The following is a 20,144-nucleotide window of genomic DNA, read 5'->3' on the forward strand; positions in this document are numbered from 1 at the left end:
ATGGCCTGCTGGCCATGACAGTATAGAACTGGACCGTACTATGAGATTGATTCACAACAGCCGCCTACCGCAGTTTCGCACTCCGTTTGGCGCTGTGACCACTGGAACTTCCGTTGCACTCTCGGTGATTTTGGAGGATGCCAATCCCAACCAGGCAACACTCACCCTGCGTACCTGGGTCGATGAAGTCGGCGAGACCCTGATCCCGATGGAACACGAGGGCGATGGCATTTTTACCGGCGAGCTCAAATGCGATGAACCGTGTCTTGTGTGGTACAGCTTTATATGCAATATCGAGGGCCAGCCCGAGGTTCGCCTGGGCGCGCCGCAAGGCCGCACCGGCGGCGAGGGCGTAACCTACGACTACGCCGAGGTGCCGTCCTTCCAGATTACCGTCTACAAGCACCGCGAGAACCGCCCCACCTGGTACGAGCGCGGCATGGTCTACCAAATCTTCCCCGACCGCTACGCCCGTGACGAGCATTGGCGCGAGCGCACAATGGCCCAACTCGAAAAACCGCGCAAGGGCATTCAGCGCCGGATGGTCGAGGACTGGAACGAGCCGCCCGTGTACGAGCGCGCCGAAGACGGCTCCATCAAGACCTGGGACTTTTACGGCGGATCGCTCAAGGGTATCCAGGAAGACCTGCCTCGCATCGCTGAGCTGGGCTTTACAGCCATCTACCTCAACCCCATTTTCGAAGCCGCGAGCAACCACCGCTACGACACCGCCGATTACACCAAGATCGATCCGATTCTGGGCACCGAGCAGGACTTTACTGAGCTGTGCGAGGCGGCCGAAAAGCTCGGCATTTCCATCATTCTGGACGGCGTCTTTAACCACACGGGCGACGATTCGATCTACTTCAACCGCTACGGCAACTACCCCGGCGTGGGCGCGTGGCAGAGCGAGGATTCGCCGTGGCGCGATGCGTTCTATTTCCACGAGGACGGCTCGTACGACTGCTGGTGGGGCGTGGGCAATATGCCCGCCATCAATGAGAGCTCCGAACTGGTACGCGAGCGGCTCCTGGGCAAGGACGGCGTCATTCGTAAATGGCTTCGCGCCGGCGCTCACGGCTGGCGCCTGGATGTGGCCGACGAGCTTTCCGATGACTTCCTGACCGAGATCAAAAAGGCCGTGCTCGCCGAGAAGCCCGACGCGCTGTTGCTCGGCGAGGTCTGGGAAGATGCCTCCAACAAGATCAGCTACGGCCATCTGCGTCGCTACCTGCAGGGCTCCGAGCTGGACTCTGCTATGGATTACCCCTTCCGCGACATGGTCATCGGCTTTTTGATGGGCTACAAAAACGCCTACCAAGCTGCCGAGGATATCGAGACCCTGCGCGAGAACTATCCGCGTGAGGCCCTGTCTTGCGCACTTAATCTGCTTTCGAGCCACGACCGTCCGCGCATTATATCGGTGCTCGGCGGTGGCCCCGACGAGTCGCAGCTGCCCGAAAGCGAGCGCAGCAAATGGCGTCTGGACGAGAACGCGATGGGCCTGGCCAAGAGCCGTTTTTGGCTCGCGACGCTCATGCAGATGACGTTCCCGGGCGTTCCCTCAATCTATTACGGTGACGAGTACGGCTTGGAGGGACTCACCGATCCGGGCAATCGCCGCACCATGCCGACCAAGGAAAACCTGCATGACTTCGATACGTTCGCAATCGTCAAGAACGCATCTGCTGTGCGCCGCGCGCTGCCGTTTATGATCGACGGTGAAATCAAGGCCTTCGCGCTCAATGACGAGGTGCTGGCCTACAACCGTACGGGCAAGGATGGCGAGTCCGCGACGGTTATCATCAACCGCAGCCTGCGCAATTCACATCGCGTGACCATTCCGGCGCTCGACGAATGTGCGAGTGACGTGATCAGCGGTCACGAGTGCGAGATCCACAACGGCACGGTCACGCTCGATCTTTATCCGCTGGGCTCGTCGATCATCTATCACCATGCCGAGCAGCGCCTGCAGGAGCCGCTCGATCACGGTGCGGGTGTTGTGTGTCATATCACATCGGTGCCGACCGACGACGGCAAGCCCGGTACAATCGGCGCGCCCACGCGTCGCTTTATCGACCATCTGGCCGCCATGGGCATGCGCTACTGGCAGGTTCTCCCCGTCAACCCCACGGACTTCTTCCGCTCCCCTTACGCTGGTCCTTCGGCCTTTGCAGGCAATATCGACCTGCTACCCGAGAGCCACGAGGAGCTGGCAGCCGACTTTGAGACTTGGAAGGCCCGCGGAGGCGAGGATGCCGATCCGCTGTACACCGCGTTTAAACACCGCAATGCCGATTGGCTCGAGAAATACTGCGTCTACATGGCCGTTAAGAAGTACTTTGAGGGCGAGTCGCGCCATGATTGGCCGGCAGATGTCGCGCGCTACAACGAGCATCTGATCGACGACAAGCGCTTCCACAACGAGGCCGAGCTTCAGGCGTACATGCAGTACCGCTTTGACCTAGCTTGGTGCGAGCTCATGAACTATGCGCACAAGAAGGGCATCGAGGTCATCGGCGATATTCCTATGTACGTGTCCGACGATTCGGCAGACACGTGGAGCGAACCCGAGAACTTCTGGCTGTCCGATACCGGCAAAGCAATCGAGATCTCCGGTGCGCCACCCGACAACTTTGCGCCCGAGGGCCAGGCGTGGGGCAACCCGACATTCCGCTGGGACCACATGAAGCAGAACGGCTATACCTGGTGGATGGATCGCCTGCGCCGCGCGTTCTCGCTCTACGACCGTGTGCGTCTGGATCACTTCTTGGGCTTCCACAGTTACTTTAGTATCCCCGCGGGCAAGGCTTGCGCCGACGGCCGCTGGCTGGCGGGCCCGGGCAAGGACCTGTTCCAGACCGCCTATGACGAGCTGGGTCCGCTCAACTTTATCGCCGAGGACCTGGGCTATTTGACGCCCGGTGTTCGCGCCATGGCTTCGACCTGCGGTTTCCCCGGCATGGACGTGCTGGAGTTTAGCGACTACGACGTTCGTTGCGGCGTGCACCCCACGCCCGGCAAGATTCTGTATACCTCGACGCACGATACGTCGACGCTCGCCGGCTGGTGCACGCGTTCCTTTGCGGGCGGCGATGAACCGAGCGGTATTGAGGTGGCGTCAAAGCTGATGAGCGACGCGCTGGCAAGCGACGCTCCCCTGGTGATGATGCCGCTGCAGGATATCCTGGGGCTTGGCGACGATGCGCGCATGAACGTTCCGGGCGTGGCCACGGGCAACTGGACCTGGCAGGCAGACGAGGCGGACATTGCAGCCGCTGAGGACAAAACCGCACAGCTCCTGCGCAACAACCATAGATTCTGGGGCGAAGCGTGATAAAACCCCCGATATAGGGTACAGTTACAAACGTTTGAATTTTTGCGGGCAGAGTAATCTGCCCGCTTTGTGCTGAAAAGGAAGTATTATGGCGCGCTACGATTACAAGTGCTCGAGCTGCGGCAACGTGTTTGAGGTTGAGCATCCTATGTCCGAGACTCCCGAGGTCGTGTGCCCGAGCTGCGGTGCCCCGGCGGCCAAAACGTTCTCGGCCAGCGGCATTAAATTTGAGGGAAGCGGTTTCTACAACACCGACCAGCGAAGCGGCGGCTCCAGCACCAGCGCTACAAGCGGCTGCTGCGCCAACTGCCCGCATAGCCACTAGAATCCAAACAGCCCCGCGACCGACACCGATCGCGGGGCTGTTTCTTTAGCTACCCAGGTTTCCTTATGAGTTGCGGTGAAATAAGGACTGTTTGGCGGGCAGAAGCGGCTTTTTAATCCCTATTTCACCGCAACTTAGTAGAGTTACTTGTGGACCAGGCGGGCGCAGAAGTGGCCGTCGTAGGAGTCGGCGTTTACCGGCACGCTTTGGAAGAGGCCCCGATCGTTCTGTCGTACGGATACGAGTTTCTTGGCCTGATCGAAGTCAGGGAGTTGCAGAATCTGTGCTTCGGAAAGCGGCTCCAGGCTAAAGTCGGTGCCCTCGGGAGAGGCCAGGAAGGCATCCACGACCTGCGTGTTCTCCTCGTCAAAGACCGAGCACGTGGCATAGATGAGCTCGCCATCCTCGGCAACGCGCGCGGCGGCTTCCTTGAGCATCGTCAGCTGCAGTTTGGGCAACTCGGTCGTAACGTCATTCTCAGTTAGGCGCCACGGGATCTCAGGATGACGACGCATGGTTCCGGTGCCCGAGCACGGCGCATCGATAAAGACCGTATCGAATTTAACCGGCTCGCCAAGCATGGCATCAAACGATGTGAGAACCTCATCAAGCTCGCAAGCATCGCCTGAAACCGTACGAACGCCCTGAATACCGGCCTTATGCAGGCGAGCAAGATTCTGGTCGCACTTGCGATCATGCAGATCGAGCGCAGTATGTTGACGCTCATATCCGGCACGCTTCGCCTGGCACATCATCACATAGGTCTTGGTGCCGCGACCGGCGCCAATCTCCAGACAACGCCCAGGACGTGTCGCGGCAGTAGCGATAAGTTGAGCGTTGAGGTCCGAGGCAACCGCAGCAGCGCGCTCAAACACGCCCGATGCAACCGTGACCTGCGCATCGACCGGCGCATGACAGCCCGGGAACACGGGCGCAACAAGCTGCGAAATATACGGGTCGGCCTTGATCGCAAACGCATTATCGTGCAGTGCAAGCGGCGCAGGCGCAAGATTACCGGCAAAGTTGAGCGCACCCTCTGGCGTGTCAAACGAAGCCATAATACGAGCGCACAGCCAACGCGGCAGGCCCATCAGGCGCGACAGACGTACCAGGCGTCGCTCAGGCTCATCCACATCGGATGCCGTAGCAAAGTCCTCAACATTGTCCGCAACCTTATGCAGTACAGCATTGGCCAAGCCAGCGGCGGACTTAGCGCCGCAGCGCACCAGCTCAACACCCTGACTTACGGCGACGCGGCCAGGCGTATGTAGATAAAGCATCTCGAAGGCCGAGATACGAAGCGCCATGCGAACACGCGGCGCAACCTTTTTGGGCTTATCGAGAAACTGATCGAGCAGCTCGTCCAAAATACCCTGCGTGGCGGCAACACCCAGCGCCAAGCGGGCGGCAAATGCGGAATCACGCTGGTCAATAGCCTTGGCCGATGCGCGAGAGGACAGCACGTCACGCGCATACATACCGCGGCGATCGGCCTCCATTAGCACATCGAGCGCAAGCTTGCGCGCGGGAGACAGCTTGCTCATGACAAAACACCCCACGAAAGATCGGCGCCCTGCAGGCCAGCAGCCCAAGCAGAAGCGGCCATAGCACGCTTGCCATCGGGCTTAACCTCGAGCAGTTCAACCGCACCATCGGAAAGACCAAGGTAAACACGCTTGTTCTTAACGTCAACGGCGCCCTCGCCAAGCGACACTTCGGCCGGCGCAACATCGAGCACGCGCACGGTCTTGCCGGCAATCACGCAACGAGCAGGCGCGGTATCGGACGAAGCGAGCACATGACGCACGCAATCGAGCGCAGTCATCTGCGGATCCAGACGCATCTCCAGCTTGGAAATCTTGGCAGCATGAGTGACGAGCGACTCATCCTGCTCAGTCCACACGGCGGTGCCATCGGCAAGAGAAGGAAGCGTATCGGCAAGCAGTTTGCCGCCAAGCCTACCAAGCTCCATGGTCAGCGCCTCAGCATGCTTACCGGCAACCGACGTAGACGCCTGGGCGCAATAAGCGCCCGTATCCACGCCATGCCCAATACGCATAATGGAAACGCCGGCAGACTCGTCACCAGCAAGAATGGCACGCTGAATAGGAGCAGCCCCACGCCAACGCGGCAGCAGCGAAGCGTGAACATTCACAATACCAAGCGGCGCCATATGCAACACCTCATCCGGCAGAATACAGCCATAAGCAGCCACACAGAAAATGTCAGCCTGGGCAGCCTGAAGCGACTCAACAACCTCCGGCGTCATACGATTAGCCTCAACAACCGGCAACCCCAGCTCAAGCGCCTTGGCCTTAACAGGAGAAGGCTCGAGCTTCTTACCACGCCCACGAACAGCATCAGGACGAGTAACAACAAGCCCAATCTCATTCCCAGCCTCAACAAGCGAAGTCAGCGAAGGCACAGCAAAATCAGGCGTACCCATAAACACAATACGCATAAAGAACGTCTCCCCTCAACCAAAGCCGACACGGCTACAAAGAACAGCGGAAAGCCAAGTCACCAGCCCATCCGCAATAACATTTCAACAAGAACAAATATACCCAAAACCAAAGAAAGAGCCGCAATAAAAGCAGCTCTTTCAGCAAAGCACCTATCAGCAAAGACGCCCTTCCCTGGCCCGACGGCACCCGGGCGAAAAGGAGCACGAAAACGCAGTCCCCGGTGCTGAGCGCCCACATATCGTCCCGCGCGCAGTTTCGCAGCGCAGCGAGAATGTTTGAGCACGGGATGATATGTGGGCGCTCAGCACCGGGGACGGTGGGACCTACTCCGTCTCGCCCGGTCGAGCGCCGCGGGCCAGGGCGTCCTGGTACTCCTTGACTGCCTTGAGCCTCTGCATGGGCTTAAGGCGCTCGAACATGGTGTTGCCGTGCAGGTGATCGATCTCGTGCTGCAGGCACACGCAGAACAGATCGCCCGTGGCCTCATAGCGAATCAGGTTGGCATCCAAGTCATACGCCTCGACGACAACGTGATCGGGACGCTCAATCTCGCAGCTAATGCCAGGAATGGAAAGGCAGCCCTCGCTAAACGGCACCAGATGGTCGCTCTGCTCAACAATGACGGGATTGATAAGCACGTACGGATCGTAGTCGTTCTTGTCGCTGTAGTCGCAGTCGATGGTGACGAGCTGAATGAGCTCGCCGATCTGCGGGGCAGCCAGGCCGCAACCGCCGTTCTCGAACATCATCTTCTTCATCTTCTCGGCAAGCGCCTCGATCGCCGGGGTGATCTCCTCGATGACGGCGCACTCCTGGCGCAGACGAGGGTCGGGCGACAGTACGATTCCGTTGGCTTCCATGGCCATCCTTTCGGGTTGTTACATCAAATCATAGGCGTCGACGTCAACGCTCACGCTCACGCCGCGCACGGAGCCCACCTCTTTGAGGCAGGCGTCGATATCATCAGAGACATGGTACCCTACCGGCGACTTCACAAGCAGATGGAAGCGGTAACGGTCCTTGGCTCTCTCGATTACACACGAAGCAGGACCCAGCACCTGCGGCACCGCGCTCCCCGCCCGCAAAAAGTCGGGCGCGGCGGCATGCCAGCGGCGCTTGAGGAGCTTCGCGATGCGGCCGATGTAGTCCTGCGCGTCATCCGCGTTCGCGGACCACACCAAAATATTGACCAGGCGCACGAAGGGCGGATACAGTGCGTCGCGACGCTGGTCCAGGTCGTGGTCAGTAAAGATCGAACGGTCGTGCTCGGCAACGGCGCGAATGACCGGGTCCTCGGGCAAGTAGGTCTGGATAATGACCTCGCCAGGGCGATCGCCGCGTCCGGCGCGGCCGGCGACCTGCTCCAACAAATCGTAGGCACGCTCCCCCGCTCTAAAATCGGGCAGTTTTAACGCAAAGTCGGCATTGACCACGCCCACGAGCGTGACCTCGGGAAAATCGAGGCCCTTGGCGATCATCTGGGTGCCCAGCAGCACCGCGCAATCGGCGGCATCGAACTGCTCGAGCAGTTTTTTATGCGCGTCCTTGCCACGCGTGGAATCGGCATCCATGCGAATGATGGCGACGTCCTCGGGCAGCATCTGGTGCAGCGCGTCCTCAATCTGCTGCGTGCCCAGGCCCATTTTTGCCAGGTAGCGGCTGCCGCATTTGGGGCAACGACTCGTGGGCGCCGGATAGGGCTGTACGCGCCAAGACGAACCGCAGGTGTGGCACTGCAGCGTATGCGTGCGCTCGTGATACGTGAGTGCAGTGGAGCAGTGGTTGCAGGTGGGAACGCAGCCGCACTCACGGCACATCAAAAACGGCGCAAAACCGCGGCGGTTGTGCAGCAGCACGGCCTTCTCGCGGCGCTCGACCACGCGTTTCAAGCCTTCCATCAGCGGTTTAGAGAACATGGAGCGGCTGCCGTGCGAGAACTCGCGACGCAGGTCGGCAATGCGGACCGTGGGCAGCACGGCATGTCCCGGGCGCTCGGGCATCTCGACACGCGTCCAGGTGGCACCGTTATACGTGCCACGGCGGCAGCGGTCGAGCGCCTCGGCGGAAGGCGTGGCGGAGCCCAACACGAGCGGGCAGCGGTAGCGGCGCGTCATCTCGGCCGCCACCTCGCGCGCGTGGTAGCGCGGGCTGGAACCCTGCTTGTAACTGGTCTCGTGCTCCTCGTCGATGATGATGAGGCCCAAGTCGCTGAGCGGGCAAAAGAGCGCCGAGCGGGCGCCGACGACCACGCGGGCCGCACCGCTGGCGACCATATCCCACTGGTCCAGACGCTCGCCGGCCGAAAGGCGCGAATGGAACACGGCAACCGTCTCGCCAAAGCGCGAGCGAAAGCGGCCGACGGTCTGGGCCGTCAGCGAGATCTCAGGCACCAGCACGCACGCTGAACGGCCGGCCGCCAGCACGCGCTCAATCGCCGAGAGGTAGACCTCGGTTTTGCCGGAGCCAGTGACGCCGTCGACCAGCACCACGTCGCCATGAGCGTCCAGACGGGCGCGCTCAATCTGCGCGAGCGCCTGTTGCTGGCCGTTGGTAAGGGAGACCGGCGCCTTGCCGCTTGCCGAGGACAACGTGGTCTGCTCGCTGCAGCCACGCCACGCACGGCGCTCCTCCACCACCACGACGCCGCGCTTTTCGAGCGCCTTGATGGTCGCCGACATGCTGTTATAGAGCAGGTTGAGGTCGCGCGTCGTGACCGGGCCGCACTGGAGCGCCTCGATGAGCTGACGCTGGCGGACCGCGGTCTTGGGCGGCGTATAGTCGAAGCCCTCGGGCGTAAGCATGACCCAGCGATTTTGGATGGGCTTGACGGCGGGACGTTCAACCGTCCACACGCCGTCGTCGCCCTTGACCACGCGCGGGCTTCCACCCGGGGGCAAGAACAAACGCAGGCACTCGGAAAGCGTTGCGACGTACTCGCGGCTCATCCAGCGCGCGATGCGTGCGGCTTCGGCGGTAAAGAGCGGTTTGCTGAGGATAGCCTCGATGGCTTTAATGCGCGCGGGGTCGAGAGCGTTGTTGCCCTGCAGGTCGCCCAGCTCGGGCGCAATGTCGACGATATAGCCCGCGGCGGCACGGTTACCAAAGTGGACCAGGACCGTGGATCCGATCTGCGCCTCGTTGGCAAGGGTATGCGGGATGCCGTAGGCGAATGGCTCGGACAGCGCACGCGTCGGGATGTCGAGGACCACGCTCGCGTAGGCGGCGACGGTTTCGGGTGCAGGCTCGGGCTGCACCGGGGCGGCGGCAGGGGCCGCAGGCTTCGGAGCTACCTTAGGTTCCGGCGAACCAAACAGCGACAGTTGTTGAGCCATACACCACCTCTAACGAACGGACCTGAAAGGGCTGGGACAAAATAATCAGTAGTGTTTGTCCCAGCAACCCACTCATCGGTACAGAAACAAGAGCCCCGCTCGGGTGAACGGGGCTCGGATACATACGTTTGCGCAGCGATTACAGCGCCATCGTGCGGGCGCGGTCGATGCGCGCCAGGCAGTCGTCGCGGCCGACGAGTGCCATGGTCTCGCCCAACGGAGGGCTCACCATGTTGCCGCAGACGGCGACACGCACGGCCTGGAACACCACGCGCTTCTTAAGGTCCATCTGCTCGGGCAGGGGCTCAAGCGAAGCGTCGATGTTGGCAGCCGTCCACTCATCCACGCCCTCGAGCGCGGCCTTGGCGGCATCCAGAATGGCACCCATGCCCTCCTTGGCCAGGCCCTTGTTGACGGACTTCTCGTCATACTCGAGCGTCTCGGCCGTAGCGAAGATGGGAGCGGCGACGGTCACGGCGTCGGCCGGCATCTTGGTGCGCGGCTTAACGATGGCGGCAAGCGCGTCGATCCAGTCCTCGCCGTACTCGACATTACCCTCGATGAGACCAGCCTCGTGCAGCTCGGGGACCATGATCTCGTCGGCAAACTGAGCGTCGGACATGCCGTTGATGTACTCGGCGTTGACCCAGTCGAGCTTCTTGGGGTCGAAGGTCGCCGGGTTCTTGGAGATGCGGTCGAGCGAGAACTTGCTGGCCAGGACATCGCGCGGGATGATCGTGGTCTCGCCGTCGAGCGACCAGCCGAGCAGCGCCAGGTAGTTGACGAAGGCATCGGACAGGTAGCCGGCGTCGCGGTACTCCTCCACCGAGGTGGCGCCGTGGCGCTTGGAGAGCTTCTTGCCGTCGGCGCCCAGGATCATGGAGATGTGGGCGAACGTGGGCACGGGCGCGCCGAGGGCCTCGTAGACCATGACCTGACGCGGGGTGTTGGACAGGTGGTCGTCGCCGCGGATGACGTGGGTGATCTTCATCATGGCATCGTCGACGACGGTCGCGAAGTTGTACGTAGGTGTGCCGTCGGAGCGGAAGATGACGAAGTCGTCGAGCTCCTTGGCGTCGAAGGTCACCTCACCGTGGACGGCGTCGTGAATGACGACATCGCCGCGGTCCTCGGGCACCTTGATGCGAAGGACGTAGGACTCGCCGGCCTCGATGCGACGGCGGGCCTCCTCGGGATCAAGATCGCGGCAACGGCGCTGATAGCCCTGGAAGGGGTCCTTGCGCTCCTGCGCGGCCTTGCGGTCGGCGTCAAGCTGCTCCTTGGTGCAGAAGCAGGGATAGGCCTTGCCCTCGTCCCAAAGCTTCTGGGCGGCCTGCTTGTACAGGTCCAGGCGCTCGGTCTGGGCGTAGGGGCCAAAGTCACCGCCCACCTCGGGACCCTCGTCCCAGTCCAGGCCCAGCCAACGCATGGCGCGCAGGATGATCTGCGTGTTCTCGTCGGTGGAGCGGGTGGGGTCGGTGTCGTCGATGCGCAGGATGAACGTGCCGCCGTTTGCGCGGGCGAAAGCCCAGTTATAGATAGCGGTGCGGGCGCCGCCGATGTGCAGCTTGCCCGTCGGTGAGGGTGCAAAGCGGACGCGAACGTCTGATGCCATGGAAATCTCCTCGATTGCAGGATGGATGTCTAACCGCACCAGTATAAAGCATCAAAGCAACCTCCGCACAAAGGGCACCGACCCAATCATTGGGGACAGACTTAAATGACCAGTTGTTGGGCAACCTGTCGGCACTTAGGTAAGGCTGGTCATTTAAGTCTGTCCCCAATGAGTAGGTGCGGAAAGGGTGTGAATGTTTGATTTACGCGCTATGATGTGCCCTTGCATAGAGAGCCCGGCGGAATGGTAACGGTCGCCGGGACACGTTTTTGAAAGGACTATCATGTCAGAAGAACTTCGTTCCATTCCACCTCAACACGGGTCCTTTGTCTTTACGTCGGAGTCGGTGACCGAAGGTCATCCCGATAAGATCGCCGACCAGATCAGCGACGCCGTCCTCGACGCAATCCTCGCCAAAGAAATAGAGCTGCAGGAGCAGGGCTACATCGCCCCCAACGGCGTGCCTGCCAACGTGGAGAACGTCCGCTGCGCCTGCGAGACCCTCGTGACCACCGGCACCGTCATCGTCGCCGGCGAGATTCGCACCCAGGCCTACGTCGACGTACAGGAAATCGCCCGCGGCGTTATCCGCCGCATTGGCTACAACCGCGCCAAATTCGGTTTTGACTGCGACACCTGCGGCGTCATGAGCCTCATCCACGAGCAGTCGCCCGATATCGCCCAGGGCGTCGACGAGTCCTTCGAGACCCAGACCGGCGCTACCACCGACCCGATCGACCTGATCGGTGCCGGCGACCAGGGCATGATGTTCGGTTATGCCTCCAACGAGACCAAGACCCTCATGCCCATGCCGCACTACCTGGCAAGCCGCCTGGCCGAGCGCCTGGCCGCCGTGCGTCACGACGGAACCCTGCCCTACCTGCGTCCCGACGGCAAGACCCAGGTCACCGTACGCTACGAGGAAGGCAAGCCCGTCGAGGTCACGACCATCGTCATCTCCACGCAGCACGCCGCCGAGATCGAGGACATGGGCAAGATCAAGGCAGACCTTATCGAGCACGTCATCACCCCGGTCATGGCCGCCGAGAATATGCCGTGGGACAACGCCGACATCTACGTGAACCCCACCGGACGCTTTGTCGTTGGCGGCCCCATGGGCGACACGGGCCTGACCGGCCGCAAGATCATCGTCGACACCTACGGCGGCTACGGCCGTCACGGCGGCGGTGCTTTTAGCGGCAAGGACTGTACCAAGGTCGACCGCTCCGCCGCGTATGCCGCGCGCTGGGTAGCCAAGAACGTGGTCGCTGCCGGTCTGGCCGACCGCTGCGAAGTCGAGCTTGCCTACGCCATCGGCGTTTCCAAGCCCCTCTCAATCATGGTCGACACCTTCGGTACTGCACATGTCGCCGAGGACAAGATCGTAGAGGCCGTAGAGAAGACCTTCGACCTGCGCCCGGGCGCCATCATCCGCGACCTAGACCTGCGTCGCCCCATCTACGAAAAGACGGCAGCCTACGGCCACTTCGGCCGAGAAGACGCCGATTTCACCTGGGAGAAAACCGACCGCGTCGAAGAACTCAAAGCAGCCTGCGGCCTGTAAGCACGCGGCTAAAGCTACAGCCAAATAGAAACGCACCAAAAAGAGGTACCGAAACAACCGGTACCTCTTTTTTATTTAATCGGTGGTGAAGATGAGTCGACATGGAGCACAGAATAGGTCTCCAGCTGATGGATTTTGCAGCATGAGCGCCTCTACCATGTATCCTAAGTTCCGAGGGCTTTGGTATTTGGTCGGTCGCGAGTTCCGCACGAGCCGGAGGCCACTTAATGTGGCCTCCGTGCGAGCCAGGACTGTAGAGCAGGCGACCAAATACCAAAGCCCTCGGAACGACGGGACAAGTATGCCCCGCCCCTCGGAACGACGGGATAGAACAGGAGCACCCATGGCAGGCAAGCCGCAAACACTAGCTACGACCTCGGCATTCGAGATCTTGGGCCCCGTCATGGTCGGCCCCAGTTCATCGCACACCGCCGGCGCCCTGCGCTGCGCACAAGTAGCCGCCAGCCTGCTGGAAGGCCGCATCACCAAAGTCACCTTTGGCCTGTGGAACTCCTTCGCCCACACCTACCGCGGCCACGGCACCGATCGTGCGCTCGTCGCGGGCATCCTGGGCCTCAACACCGATGACGAGAACATCAAGCAGGCCTTCGACCTCGCGCGCGAGCAGGGCCTCGAATATCACTTTGACATCAAGGGCGACGACACCTCCATCCACCCTAACACCGTCGACATCGAAATGGTCGATGACACGGGCGCCACGGCACAGGTCCGCGGTGAGAGCCTGGGCGGCGGCAAGATGCGCATCAGCCGCATTAACGGCGTCGGCGTCGACATCTCGGGTATGTACTCAACTCTCTTCGTGGCGCACAAGGACGTCCCCGGTGTACTCGCCGCGCTCACCAACCTGCTCGCCTACGCCCACGTAAACATCGCCTTCTGCCGCACCTACCGCACCGAAGTGGGCGGCCAGGCCTACTCCGTCTTTGAGACCGACGGCGCGCCCGACGACACCGTCGTCCCCATGCTCCGCAAGCTTGACAATGTCGATTACGCGACCTTTATCGAGCTCCCCGGTTCTGCCTCGTCGCTCTCCCCCGGCGTCTCGGCCAAGGAAATCTTCGACGACGGTGAGCAGCTGCTCGATGCGTGCGAGGAACTGGGGCTCAGCATCGGCGCCGTCATGGCCGTTCGCGAGGCGCGTCTGACCGGCGAGGCCCACGCCGTCGCTGCCATGCGCCGCGTGCTCGACGTCATGCGCGAGGAGACCACGGCCCCCATCGCCAATCCGCAGCGTTCGCTCGGCGGGCTTATCGGCGGCGAGGCCAAGCTTGTCGAAGCCACCGGCCGCAACGATTTGAGCGCAAGCCTGATGGGCCCCGTTCAGACCGATGCCGTGGCCCGCGCGATGGCCGTGCTCGAACGCTCCGCCACCATGGGCGTGATCGTCGCCGCCCCCACGGCAGGCTCAGCGGGTGTTGTGCCCGGCTGCGTGCTTGCGCTCGCCGATCGCCTGCAGCTCGACGACGAGCAAGTCATGGACGCGCTCTACTGCGCAGCCGCCATCGGCCTCAACCTCACCACGAGCGCCTGCGTCGCCGGCGCCGAGGGTGGCTGTCAAGCCGAGGTGGGAAGCGCCGCCGCCATGGCAGCCGCCGCGCTGGTGCAGATGCTCGGCGGCACGCCCGAGCAGGCGCTCGACGCCAGTTCCATCGCGCTGAGTAACCTGCTGGGCCTCGTTTGTGACCCCGTCGGTGGCCTCGTGGAGGTGCCCTGCCAAAACCGCAACGCCATCGGCGTGGCAGCGGCCTTTAGCTCGGCACAACTCGCCCTCGCAGGTATTAAGAGCTTAGTGCCGTTTGACCAGATGGCACATGTCATGCTCTCGGTGGGCCACGCGTTGCCGGCCACGCTGCGCGAGACGGCAAAGGGCGGCATCGCGCAGGCTCCGGCCGCACTTTCGGCCTGTGCAAAATGCGGTGTGTGCGGATAGCGGCGAAGAACGACTCAAAGGTGGGACAAATGTCCCACCTCTTTTGAATGCCACCGTTTCCGTACCACAAACAGCAGGGCAATCGCTATAATGCAAGCCCAGTAAAAACACGATGAACCGCAAGGCGAAAATCGAAGGATATGCATACGATGTCGCAAAACGATCGAACTCAACTGATTCCCGATCCGCAGCAGCCGAGCAGGCACACCGGCGGCGTTCAGTCGCCGCGTCCTATCGCGCCGAGCCACGGTCAGCAGCGTAGTGCAGCAAACGCTTCCCAACGCCCGAACCAACAGCGACAGCAGCGTCAGCAACGTCAGCAGCGCCAGGCAAACGGCAATGCGCCCAAGCAGCCCCCCACGCACACTCGAGGCGATCGCGGTCCCGCGCGCAAGTCCGCCGGCAACAATAAGTCGGGCAAAAAGACGACGCTCTTTGTCGTTCTGGGTCTTATCGTCATTGTCTATATCGTAGGCATCGTAGCGTTTTCACAGCTAGCCTACCCCAACACCACCATTGCCGGCGTCGACGTCTCGTTCTCCAACGCTTCGTCTGCCGCAACCAAGGTCAACTCGGCATGGAAGCACTATAAGCTCACCGTGACAGGTGATGACTTTAGCTGGACCTATCAGCCCGAGTCCGATGAGCCCATCGTCGACGGTGAAGCTGCCGCAAAAGAGATTATCAGCCACAACGAAGCCTTTGTATGGCCGGTCCGCCTTGTGGAATCCTTAAGCGGCAAGACCAAAACAACCGCTACCTCCAACGAAGTCGATCTTGATCAAGACGTCGACCTGTCCATGCTCTCCGACACCTTTGACCAAAAGAAGTTTGAGGAGAATCTGGGCGCCGCCATCGACGAGTTTAACGAGGGCCGTTCGGGCACGTTCGAGGCAAATAGCTCCTATGACGAGCAGGCCGGCAAGTTTACCGTCGAGAAGGCGCGCTCCAACGAAAAACTCAACCGCGAGCATGTCATTAAATATGCCGAGCTCGAGCTTGCCTCGCTGGCCGAGACCGTAGATCTTTCCAAGCTCGGCAACGATGCCTATGAGCCGCTCAATGGAACGCTGACCGATGATCAGATTCAGGCCGCATGCGATGCTGCCAACAACTTCCTGGGCGTCAACGTGACCCTCAAGCTCAACGGCGAGGATGCTGGCAAGGTTGATGGCAGCTCCGTATTGCAGTGGATCAGCTTTGCCGATCCGGCCAACCCCACGCTCGATACGTCGCAGATCAGCAGCTGGGCAGCCGAGCTCGCTAACGGCTTTAATACCGTGGGCTCCACTCGCTGGTGGACGCGCGCCGATGGCAAGCAGTGCGCCGTCGAAGGCGGTGACTTTGGTTGGTCCATCGACAGCAGCTCGCTCGCCAAGCAGGTCGAGGACGCCATTAACAACAAGCAGACCGGCGAAATCGAGATCAAGTACTCCCAGAAGGCCGACACCTTTACCGCAAAGGGAGAGCCCGACTGGAAGGCGTATATCGACGTCGACCTGTCCGAGCAGCACGCGCGCTACTATGACGAGAGCGGAAATATCGTTTGGGAGGCCAACTTTATCTCGGGCAAGCCGGGCGAGGACGCCACGCCCGAGGGCGTCTGGCAGATCAACAGCAACGACGGCGGCAGCACCCTGATCGGAGCCAAGGACCCCGAGACCGGCAAGCCCAAATACGAGAGTCCGGTGAGCTACTGGATGCCGTTTGAGGGCAACATGATCGGCTTCCATGATGCCACCTGGCAAAACGACAAGAGCTTCGATAACGCCGAGTCGTACAAATGGTGCGGCAGCCACGGCTGCATCAACCTGCGCCTGGCAGACGCCAAGGCACTTCACGACTGCATCAAAGTCGGCCTGTGTGTGGTTGTCCACTCGTAGTGCAACGCGCACATTCATACAACGTGGAACCGCTGCGACCAATCTAACAGTTCCGAAAGGAACCGTCTTATGCGCCCGCCTCAACCGGTGGGCGCATATACTTATCGAGGTACTTTCTATAAAGGAGACGCTATGCCGAATGTCCCCACGACCACCCCGGGCCCGGATGATACCGAGCACACGCTCGAAGATGTCACCGAAACGATTCCTCTGATTACAAACGTACATGCCGATAAGCAGAGCGGACGCGCGAACGATGCGACCGAGATTTCCGATGAAGAGGCATATGCCAAGCTCAAGGCAAAACGTGCCGAACGTCGACGCAAAAAGCTCATCCGACGCGGCATTGCGGCCGGCGTCGTGGCCGCCATTGTGCTCATCGCCGTTGTCGTGACCCTGGTTATCAATGCGCAGCCACAGGGCACTAGCGGGCCTGTGACCGACATGGTGACCGAGGGCACGTTTACCACAACGGTCGAGGCGAAAGGCCAGCTCAAACCAATTTCGTCCTCAGTGGTCTCCCCTTCTGTCGACGGCACGGTCGATTCGATCAACGTGCAGGCGGGCCAATCCGTCAACGAGGGCGACGTGCTTATGACCATTAAAAACGACGAGCTCGATCGCAACGTTGCCGAGGCACAGCGTGCAGTTGCTGCCGCTCAAGAAGACCTCGCTAATGCGAAGAAAGCCGCAGCTGCCGCTCAGGCCACCCCAACGACGGACGTCGATGGAGCTTCCGCAGCGGCTGGCGTCTCCGACGCATCAGCGGACACGAACGCCGTATCGGCCGCGCAGCGCAGCCTCGCTTCGGCCCAGGCAAACCTCGATCAGGCGAATGCCAAGGCCGCCAGCCGTACGGTCACGGCCCCGAGCTCGGGCAGCATCGTGGAGCTCAACGCCAAGGTGGGCGCCACGGTAACAGGCGGCATGATTATGGGCGAAAGCGATACGAGCGGTGGCAAGCAGTGCATGCAGATCGCCGACCTATCCAAGATGAAGGTGACCGTACAGGTGGGAGAAAAGGACATCGCCAAGATCGCCGTTGGGCAGAGCGCCAACGTCACGTATCCCGCGTTTCCCGATATCGTGAGCCAGGGCACCGTCACGGCTATCGCGTCGGTGGCAAACTCCGACGCCGCTAACGGTGGCGGCGGCAGCGTAACCTTTAACGTCGACATCCTCATCGAGTCGCCCGACGCGCGCCTGAAGCCGGGCATGACGGCCGAGGTCTCGGTGGTGACCGAGCGGCTCGACGACGTAGTGATGGTTCCGACGATGGCGCTCATGACCGAAGACGGCGAACACTATTACGTCAACGTGGCGACTGATGAAGAGGGCAAGCAAACCCGTCGCGTGAAGGTGACCGTCGTGACGCAAAACGACAACGAAGCCGTAGTCGGCAAGACACAGGTCAAGCGCGACGACCAGGGCAACGAGATCAACCCCAACGTGCCGGTTACCAAGCTGCGCGATGGCGACACCCTCGTCATGGACACCGGAGCTGACGCAACAGCTGACGGCGGCCACAACGCGGATTCGGGCAGTATGTCTGACGATGAGGGCATGTAATGCGTCCCGTTATCGACATCCGCAACGTGCATCGCATCTTTGAGAGTGAGGCGGGGTGCGCCCACATCCTGCACAACGTGAGCCTGGCGGTAAATCCCGGCGAATTCGTCGCTATCACTGGCCCATCGGGCTCGGGCAAATCAACGCTCATGAACATCCTAGGCTGCCTGGATAAGCCAACGGCAGGCGACTACTACCTGCAAGGGCTCAACGTGGCCGAGCTTGACGATGACGAGCTCACCGAAGTTCGCGCTCTGAGCATTGGCTTTGTCTTTCAGAGCTTCAACCTGCTGCCGCGCCTGTCGGTTATCGAAAACGTCATGCTGCCGCTGGCCTACACCAATGTGCCCCGTAGCCAGCGCGAAATGCGCGCCGTGCACGCGCTGCAGGCTGTCACGCTGCCCGTCGACCACTGGGACCACCGCATATCCGAGCTCTCGGGCGGCCAGATGCAGCGCGTCGCCATCGCACGCGCCCTCGTCAATGACCCGCCCATCATTCTGGCCGACGAGCCGACGGGAAACCTGGACTCCGCTACCGGAGCGCTTGTGATGGAAACCTTCCATAAGCTCCAGAAGCGCGGCAAAACCATCGTGCTTATCACACACGACCCCGGCATCGCCGCCGAGGCCGACCGTGCCGTGACCATCCGCGACGGTCGCATTCACGACGGCGCGTATATTCCACATGCACCGCGGACCCTGCGCAGCGCCGTAGATAGCCTGCCCATGATTTCCGCCTCCGCCAACCCGCCGAAAGGAGTGGTGGCATGAGCGCCCGCGATCTCATCCAGGAAGCCCTTCACTCGCTCGAGGCCAACAAGGGGCGCAGCCTGCTCACCATCCTGGGCATTGTCATCGGCATCGCCTCGGTAATCGCCATGACTTCGCTCATCGGCGGCATCCAAAACAGCCTGGTCAACAGTCTGGGTCTCAATGCGGCACGCATGGTGCAAATCTATTCGTCGCAAGAACTCACCGAGTCGGACATCGAGAAGCTTCAAAAACTGGTGCCGCAGATAGAGCAGATCGGCATTGTCGACAGCGCGTATACCGAGTACAAGACCGGCGATAAAAGCTATACCGTCATGGCACAAGGTGTCGATAGCGACATGCTAGACGCCGTGGGGGCCAGCAAGCTCGTTGCGGGGCGCACCTATTCCCAGGCCGAGTCCCAATCAGGCTCGCGCGTGGCGCTCATCAGCCGCAACGGCGCCGATCAGCTTTACGGCAACGAACAGGATGCGCTGGGGAAAACCATCAAGGTGTCCAACGGCGAGGTGCAGATTGTAGGCGTGATAGATGGTGGCAGCGACTCCATGGGCTCGCTCACGCTGTATATGCCACGCGAAACCATCTCCGGCCTGTTTGGTGACGAGAATCCTTCATTCCCCAGCGTCACGGCACTTGCCGCCGAGAGCACGGACATGGATGAGCTTTGTAAGACCATCGAGTCAAAGGTGCGCGCGATGAAGGGCATCGAGGAGGAGGATGAGTACGACAGTGTATCGGCGACATCCATGAAAAGCGCCATCGATGCGCTCAACTCCTTTATGGGCGCGTTCTCGCTCATCATGGGTGCTGTCGCCAGCATCTCGCTACTTGTCGGCGGTATCGGCATTATGAATATGATGCTTACCAACGTAACGGAGCGCATCCGCGAGATCGGCATCCGCCGCGCTCTGGGCGCAAGTCGTCGCGATATCACCGCGCAGTTTTTGGCCGAGTCTTCGGCGCTGTGCGTCACCGGCGGACTGTTGGGTGTCCTGATTGGCTATCTGCTGGCCTGGGCTCTTGCGATGTTTGCCTCCGGATCCGGGATTCTTGGCGAGCTAGGTGCCAGCGGGCAAATCACACCGAGCTTTTCAATCGCCACGGTATTGCTGGCCTTCGCCGTCTCCGTCGGCATCGGCGTAATCTTTGGCTTCTACCCCGCTCGCCGCGCGGCAAAGCTCGACCCGGTGGAGTGCCTACGCTACCAGTAAGCCACCACCAACAAGTTGCGGTGAATTAGGGACTGAATATGCTATCTAGCAGCAAAAACAGACACTATTTCACCGCAACTTATTTAAGGGCTGCTTGTGCCAGTTCCGGGCGTCCTCCT

General features: G+C 61.1%; 13 protein-coding genes. 8 read left to right on the forward strand and 5 right to left on the reverse strand.

The features are described from left to right. Positions 1 to 40 precede the first annotated feature (40 nt). Together ABCN01_RS04935 and ABCN01_RS04940 are read left to right on the forward strand one after the other, a co-directional pair. Positions 41 to 3,337 (forward strand): 4-alpha-glucanotransferase, encoded by a 3,297-nt coding sequence (locus ABCN01_RS04935; protein ID WP_342996233.1) that lies wholly within the window; start codon positions 41 to 43, stop codon positions 3,335 to 3,337. 88 nt (positions 3,338 to 3,425) lie between these two features. Beyond that, positions 3,426 to 3,662: an FmdB family zinc ribbon protein gene (locus ABCN01_RS04940; RefSeq protein ID WP_055310612.1), complete on the forward strand. Its 237-nt coding sequence runs from the start codon at positions 3,426 to 3,428 to the stop codon at positions 3,660 to 3,662. A gap of 143 nt (positions 3,663 to 3,805) precedes the next feature. Here the strand turns inward: ABCN01_RS04940 and ABCN01_RS04945 are convergent, their stop codons facing one another. From ABCN01_RS04945 to gltX, 5 genes are all read right to left on the reverse strand, one after another. Further along, positions 3,806 to 5,206: an RsmB/NOP family class I SAM-dependent RNA methyltransferase gene (locus ABCN01_RS04945; RefSeq protein WP_342996234.1), complete on the reverse strand. Its 1,401-nt coding sequence runs from the start codon at positions 5,204 to 5,206 to the stop codon at positions 3,806 to 3,808. Further along, positions 5,203 to 6,123 (reverse strand): methionyl-tRNA formyltransferase, encoded by a 921-nt coding sequence (fmt, locus tag ABCN01_RS04950; RefSeq protein ID WP_342996235.1) that lies wholly within the window; start codon positions 6,121 to 6,123, stop codon positions 5,203 to 5,205. The genes ABCN01_RS04945 and fmt overlap by 4 nt, the downstream gene beginning before the upstream one ends. Positions 6,124 to 6,450: 327 nt before the next feature. Continuing rightward, positions 6,451 to 6,987 carry a peptide deformylase gene (gene def, locus ABCN01_RS04955; protein WP_148331380.1) on the reverse strand — a complete coding sequence of 179 codons (537 nt, stop codon included), beginning with the start codon at positions 6,985 to 6,987 and terminating at the stop codon, positions 6,451 to 6,453. Between the two features lie 18 nt (positions 6,988 to 7,005). Next, positions 7,006 to 9,459 carry a replication restart helicase PriA gene (gene priA / locus ABCN01_RS04960; RefSeq protein ID WP_342996236.1) on the reverse strand — a complete coding sequence of 818 codons (2,454 nt, stop codon included), beginning with the start codon at positions 9,457 to 9,459 and terminating at the stop codon, positions 7,006 to 7,008. Between the two features lie 139 nt (positions 9,460 to 9,598). Continuing rightward, on the reverse strand, positions 9,599 to 11,074 hold the full coding sequence (gltX, locus tag ABCN01_RS04965; RefSeq protein WP_342996237.1) for a glutamate--tRNA ligase: 1,476 nt from the start codon (positions 11,072 to 11,074) through the stop codon (positions 9,599 to 9,601). Positions 11,075 to 11,357: 283 nt separating this feature from the next. Here gltX and metK point away from each other — a divergent pair, with 283 nt between their 5' ends. The 6 genes from metK to ABCN01_RS04995 all read left to right on the forward strand — a co-directional run bounded on the left by metK (position 11,358) and on the right by ABCN01_RS04995 (position 20,025). After that, a complete protein-coding gene (metK, locus tag ABCN01_RS04970; protein WP_117636948.1) occupies positions 11,358 to 12,638 on the forward strand; it encodes a methionine adenosyltransferase in 1,281 nt (426 codons plus the stop codon). Positions 12,639 to 12,981: 343 nt separating this feature from the next. Continuing rightward, on the forward strand, positions 12,982 to 14,589 hold the full coding sequence (sdaAA, locus tag ABCN01_RS04975; protein WP_342996238.1) for an L-serine ammonia-lyase, iron-sulfur-dependent, subunit alpha: 1,608 nt from the start codon (positions 12,982 to 12,984) through the stop codon (positions 14,587 to 14,589). A 149-nt stretch (positions 14,590 to 14,738) separates the two neighbouring features. After that, positions 14,739 to 16,472: a L,D-transpeptidase gene (locus tag ABCN01_RS04980; protein ID WP_342996239.1), complete on the forward strand. Its 1,734-nt coding sequence runs from the start codon at positions 14,739 to 14,741 to the stop codon at positions 16,470 to 16,472. Positions 16,473 to 16,604: 132 nt separating this feature from the next. Next, a complete protein-coding gene (locus ABCN01_RS04985; RefSeq protein WP_342996240.1) occupies positions 16,605 to 18,041 on the forward strand; it encodes an efflux RND transporter periplasmic adaptor subunit in 1,437 nt (478 codons plus the stop codon). After that, positions 18,041 to 18,814 (forward strand): ABC transporter ATP-binding protein, encoded by a 774-nt coding sequence (locus tag ABCN01_RS04990; RefSeq protein WP_196026079.1) that lies wholly within the window; start codon positions 18,041 to 18,043, stop codon positions 18,812 to 18,814. The genes ABCN01_RS04985 and ABCN01_RS04990 overlap by 1 nt, the downstream gene beginning before the upstream one ends. Then, the gene (locus tag ABCN01_RS04995; RefSeq protein ID WP_342996241.1) at positions 18,811 to 20,025 is read left to right on the forward strand and encodes an ABC transporter permease; all 1,215 of its coding nucleotides are present in this window, start codon (positions 18,811 to 18,813) and stop codon (positions 20,023 to 20,025) included. The genes ABCN01_RS04990 and ABCN01_RS04995 overlap by 4 nt, the downstream gene beginning before the upstream one ends. Positions 20,026 to 20,144 lie beyond the last annotated feature (119 nt).

Origin of the sequence: Collinsella aerofaciens, assembly GCF_039062365.1 — a bacterium.
In the GTDB taxonomy this organism is placed as follows: domain Bacteria; phylum Actinomycetota; class Coriobacteriia; order Coriobacteriales; family Coriobacteriaceae; genus Collinsella.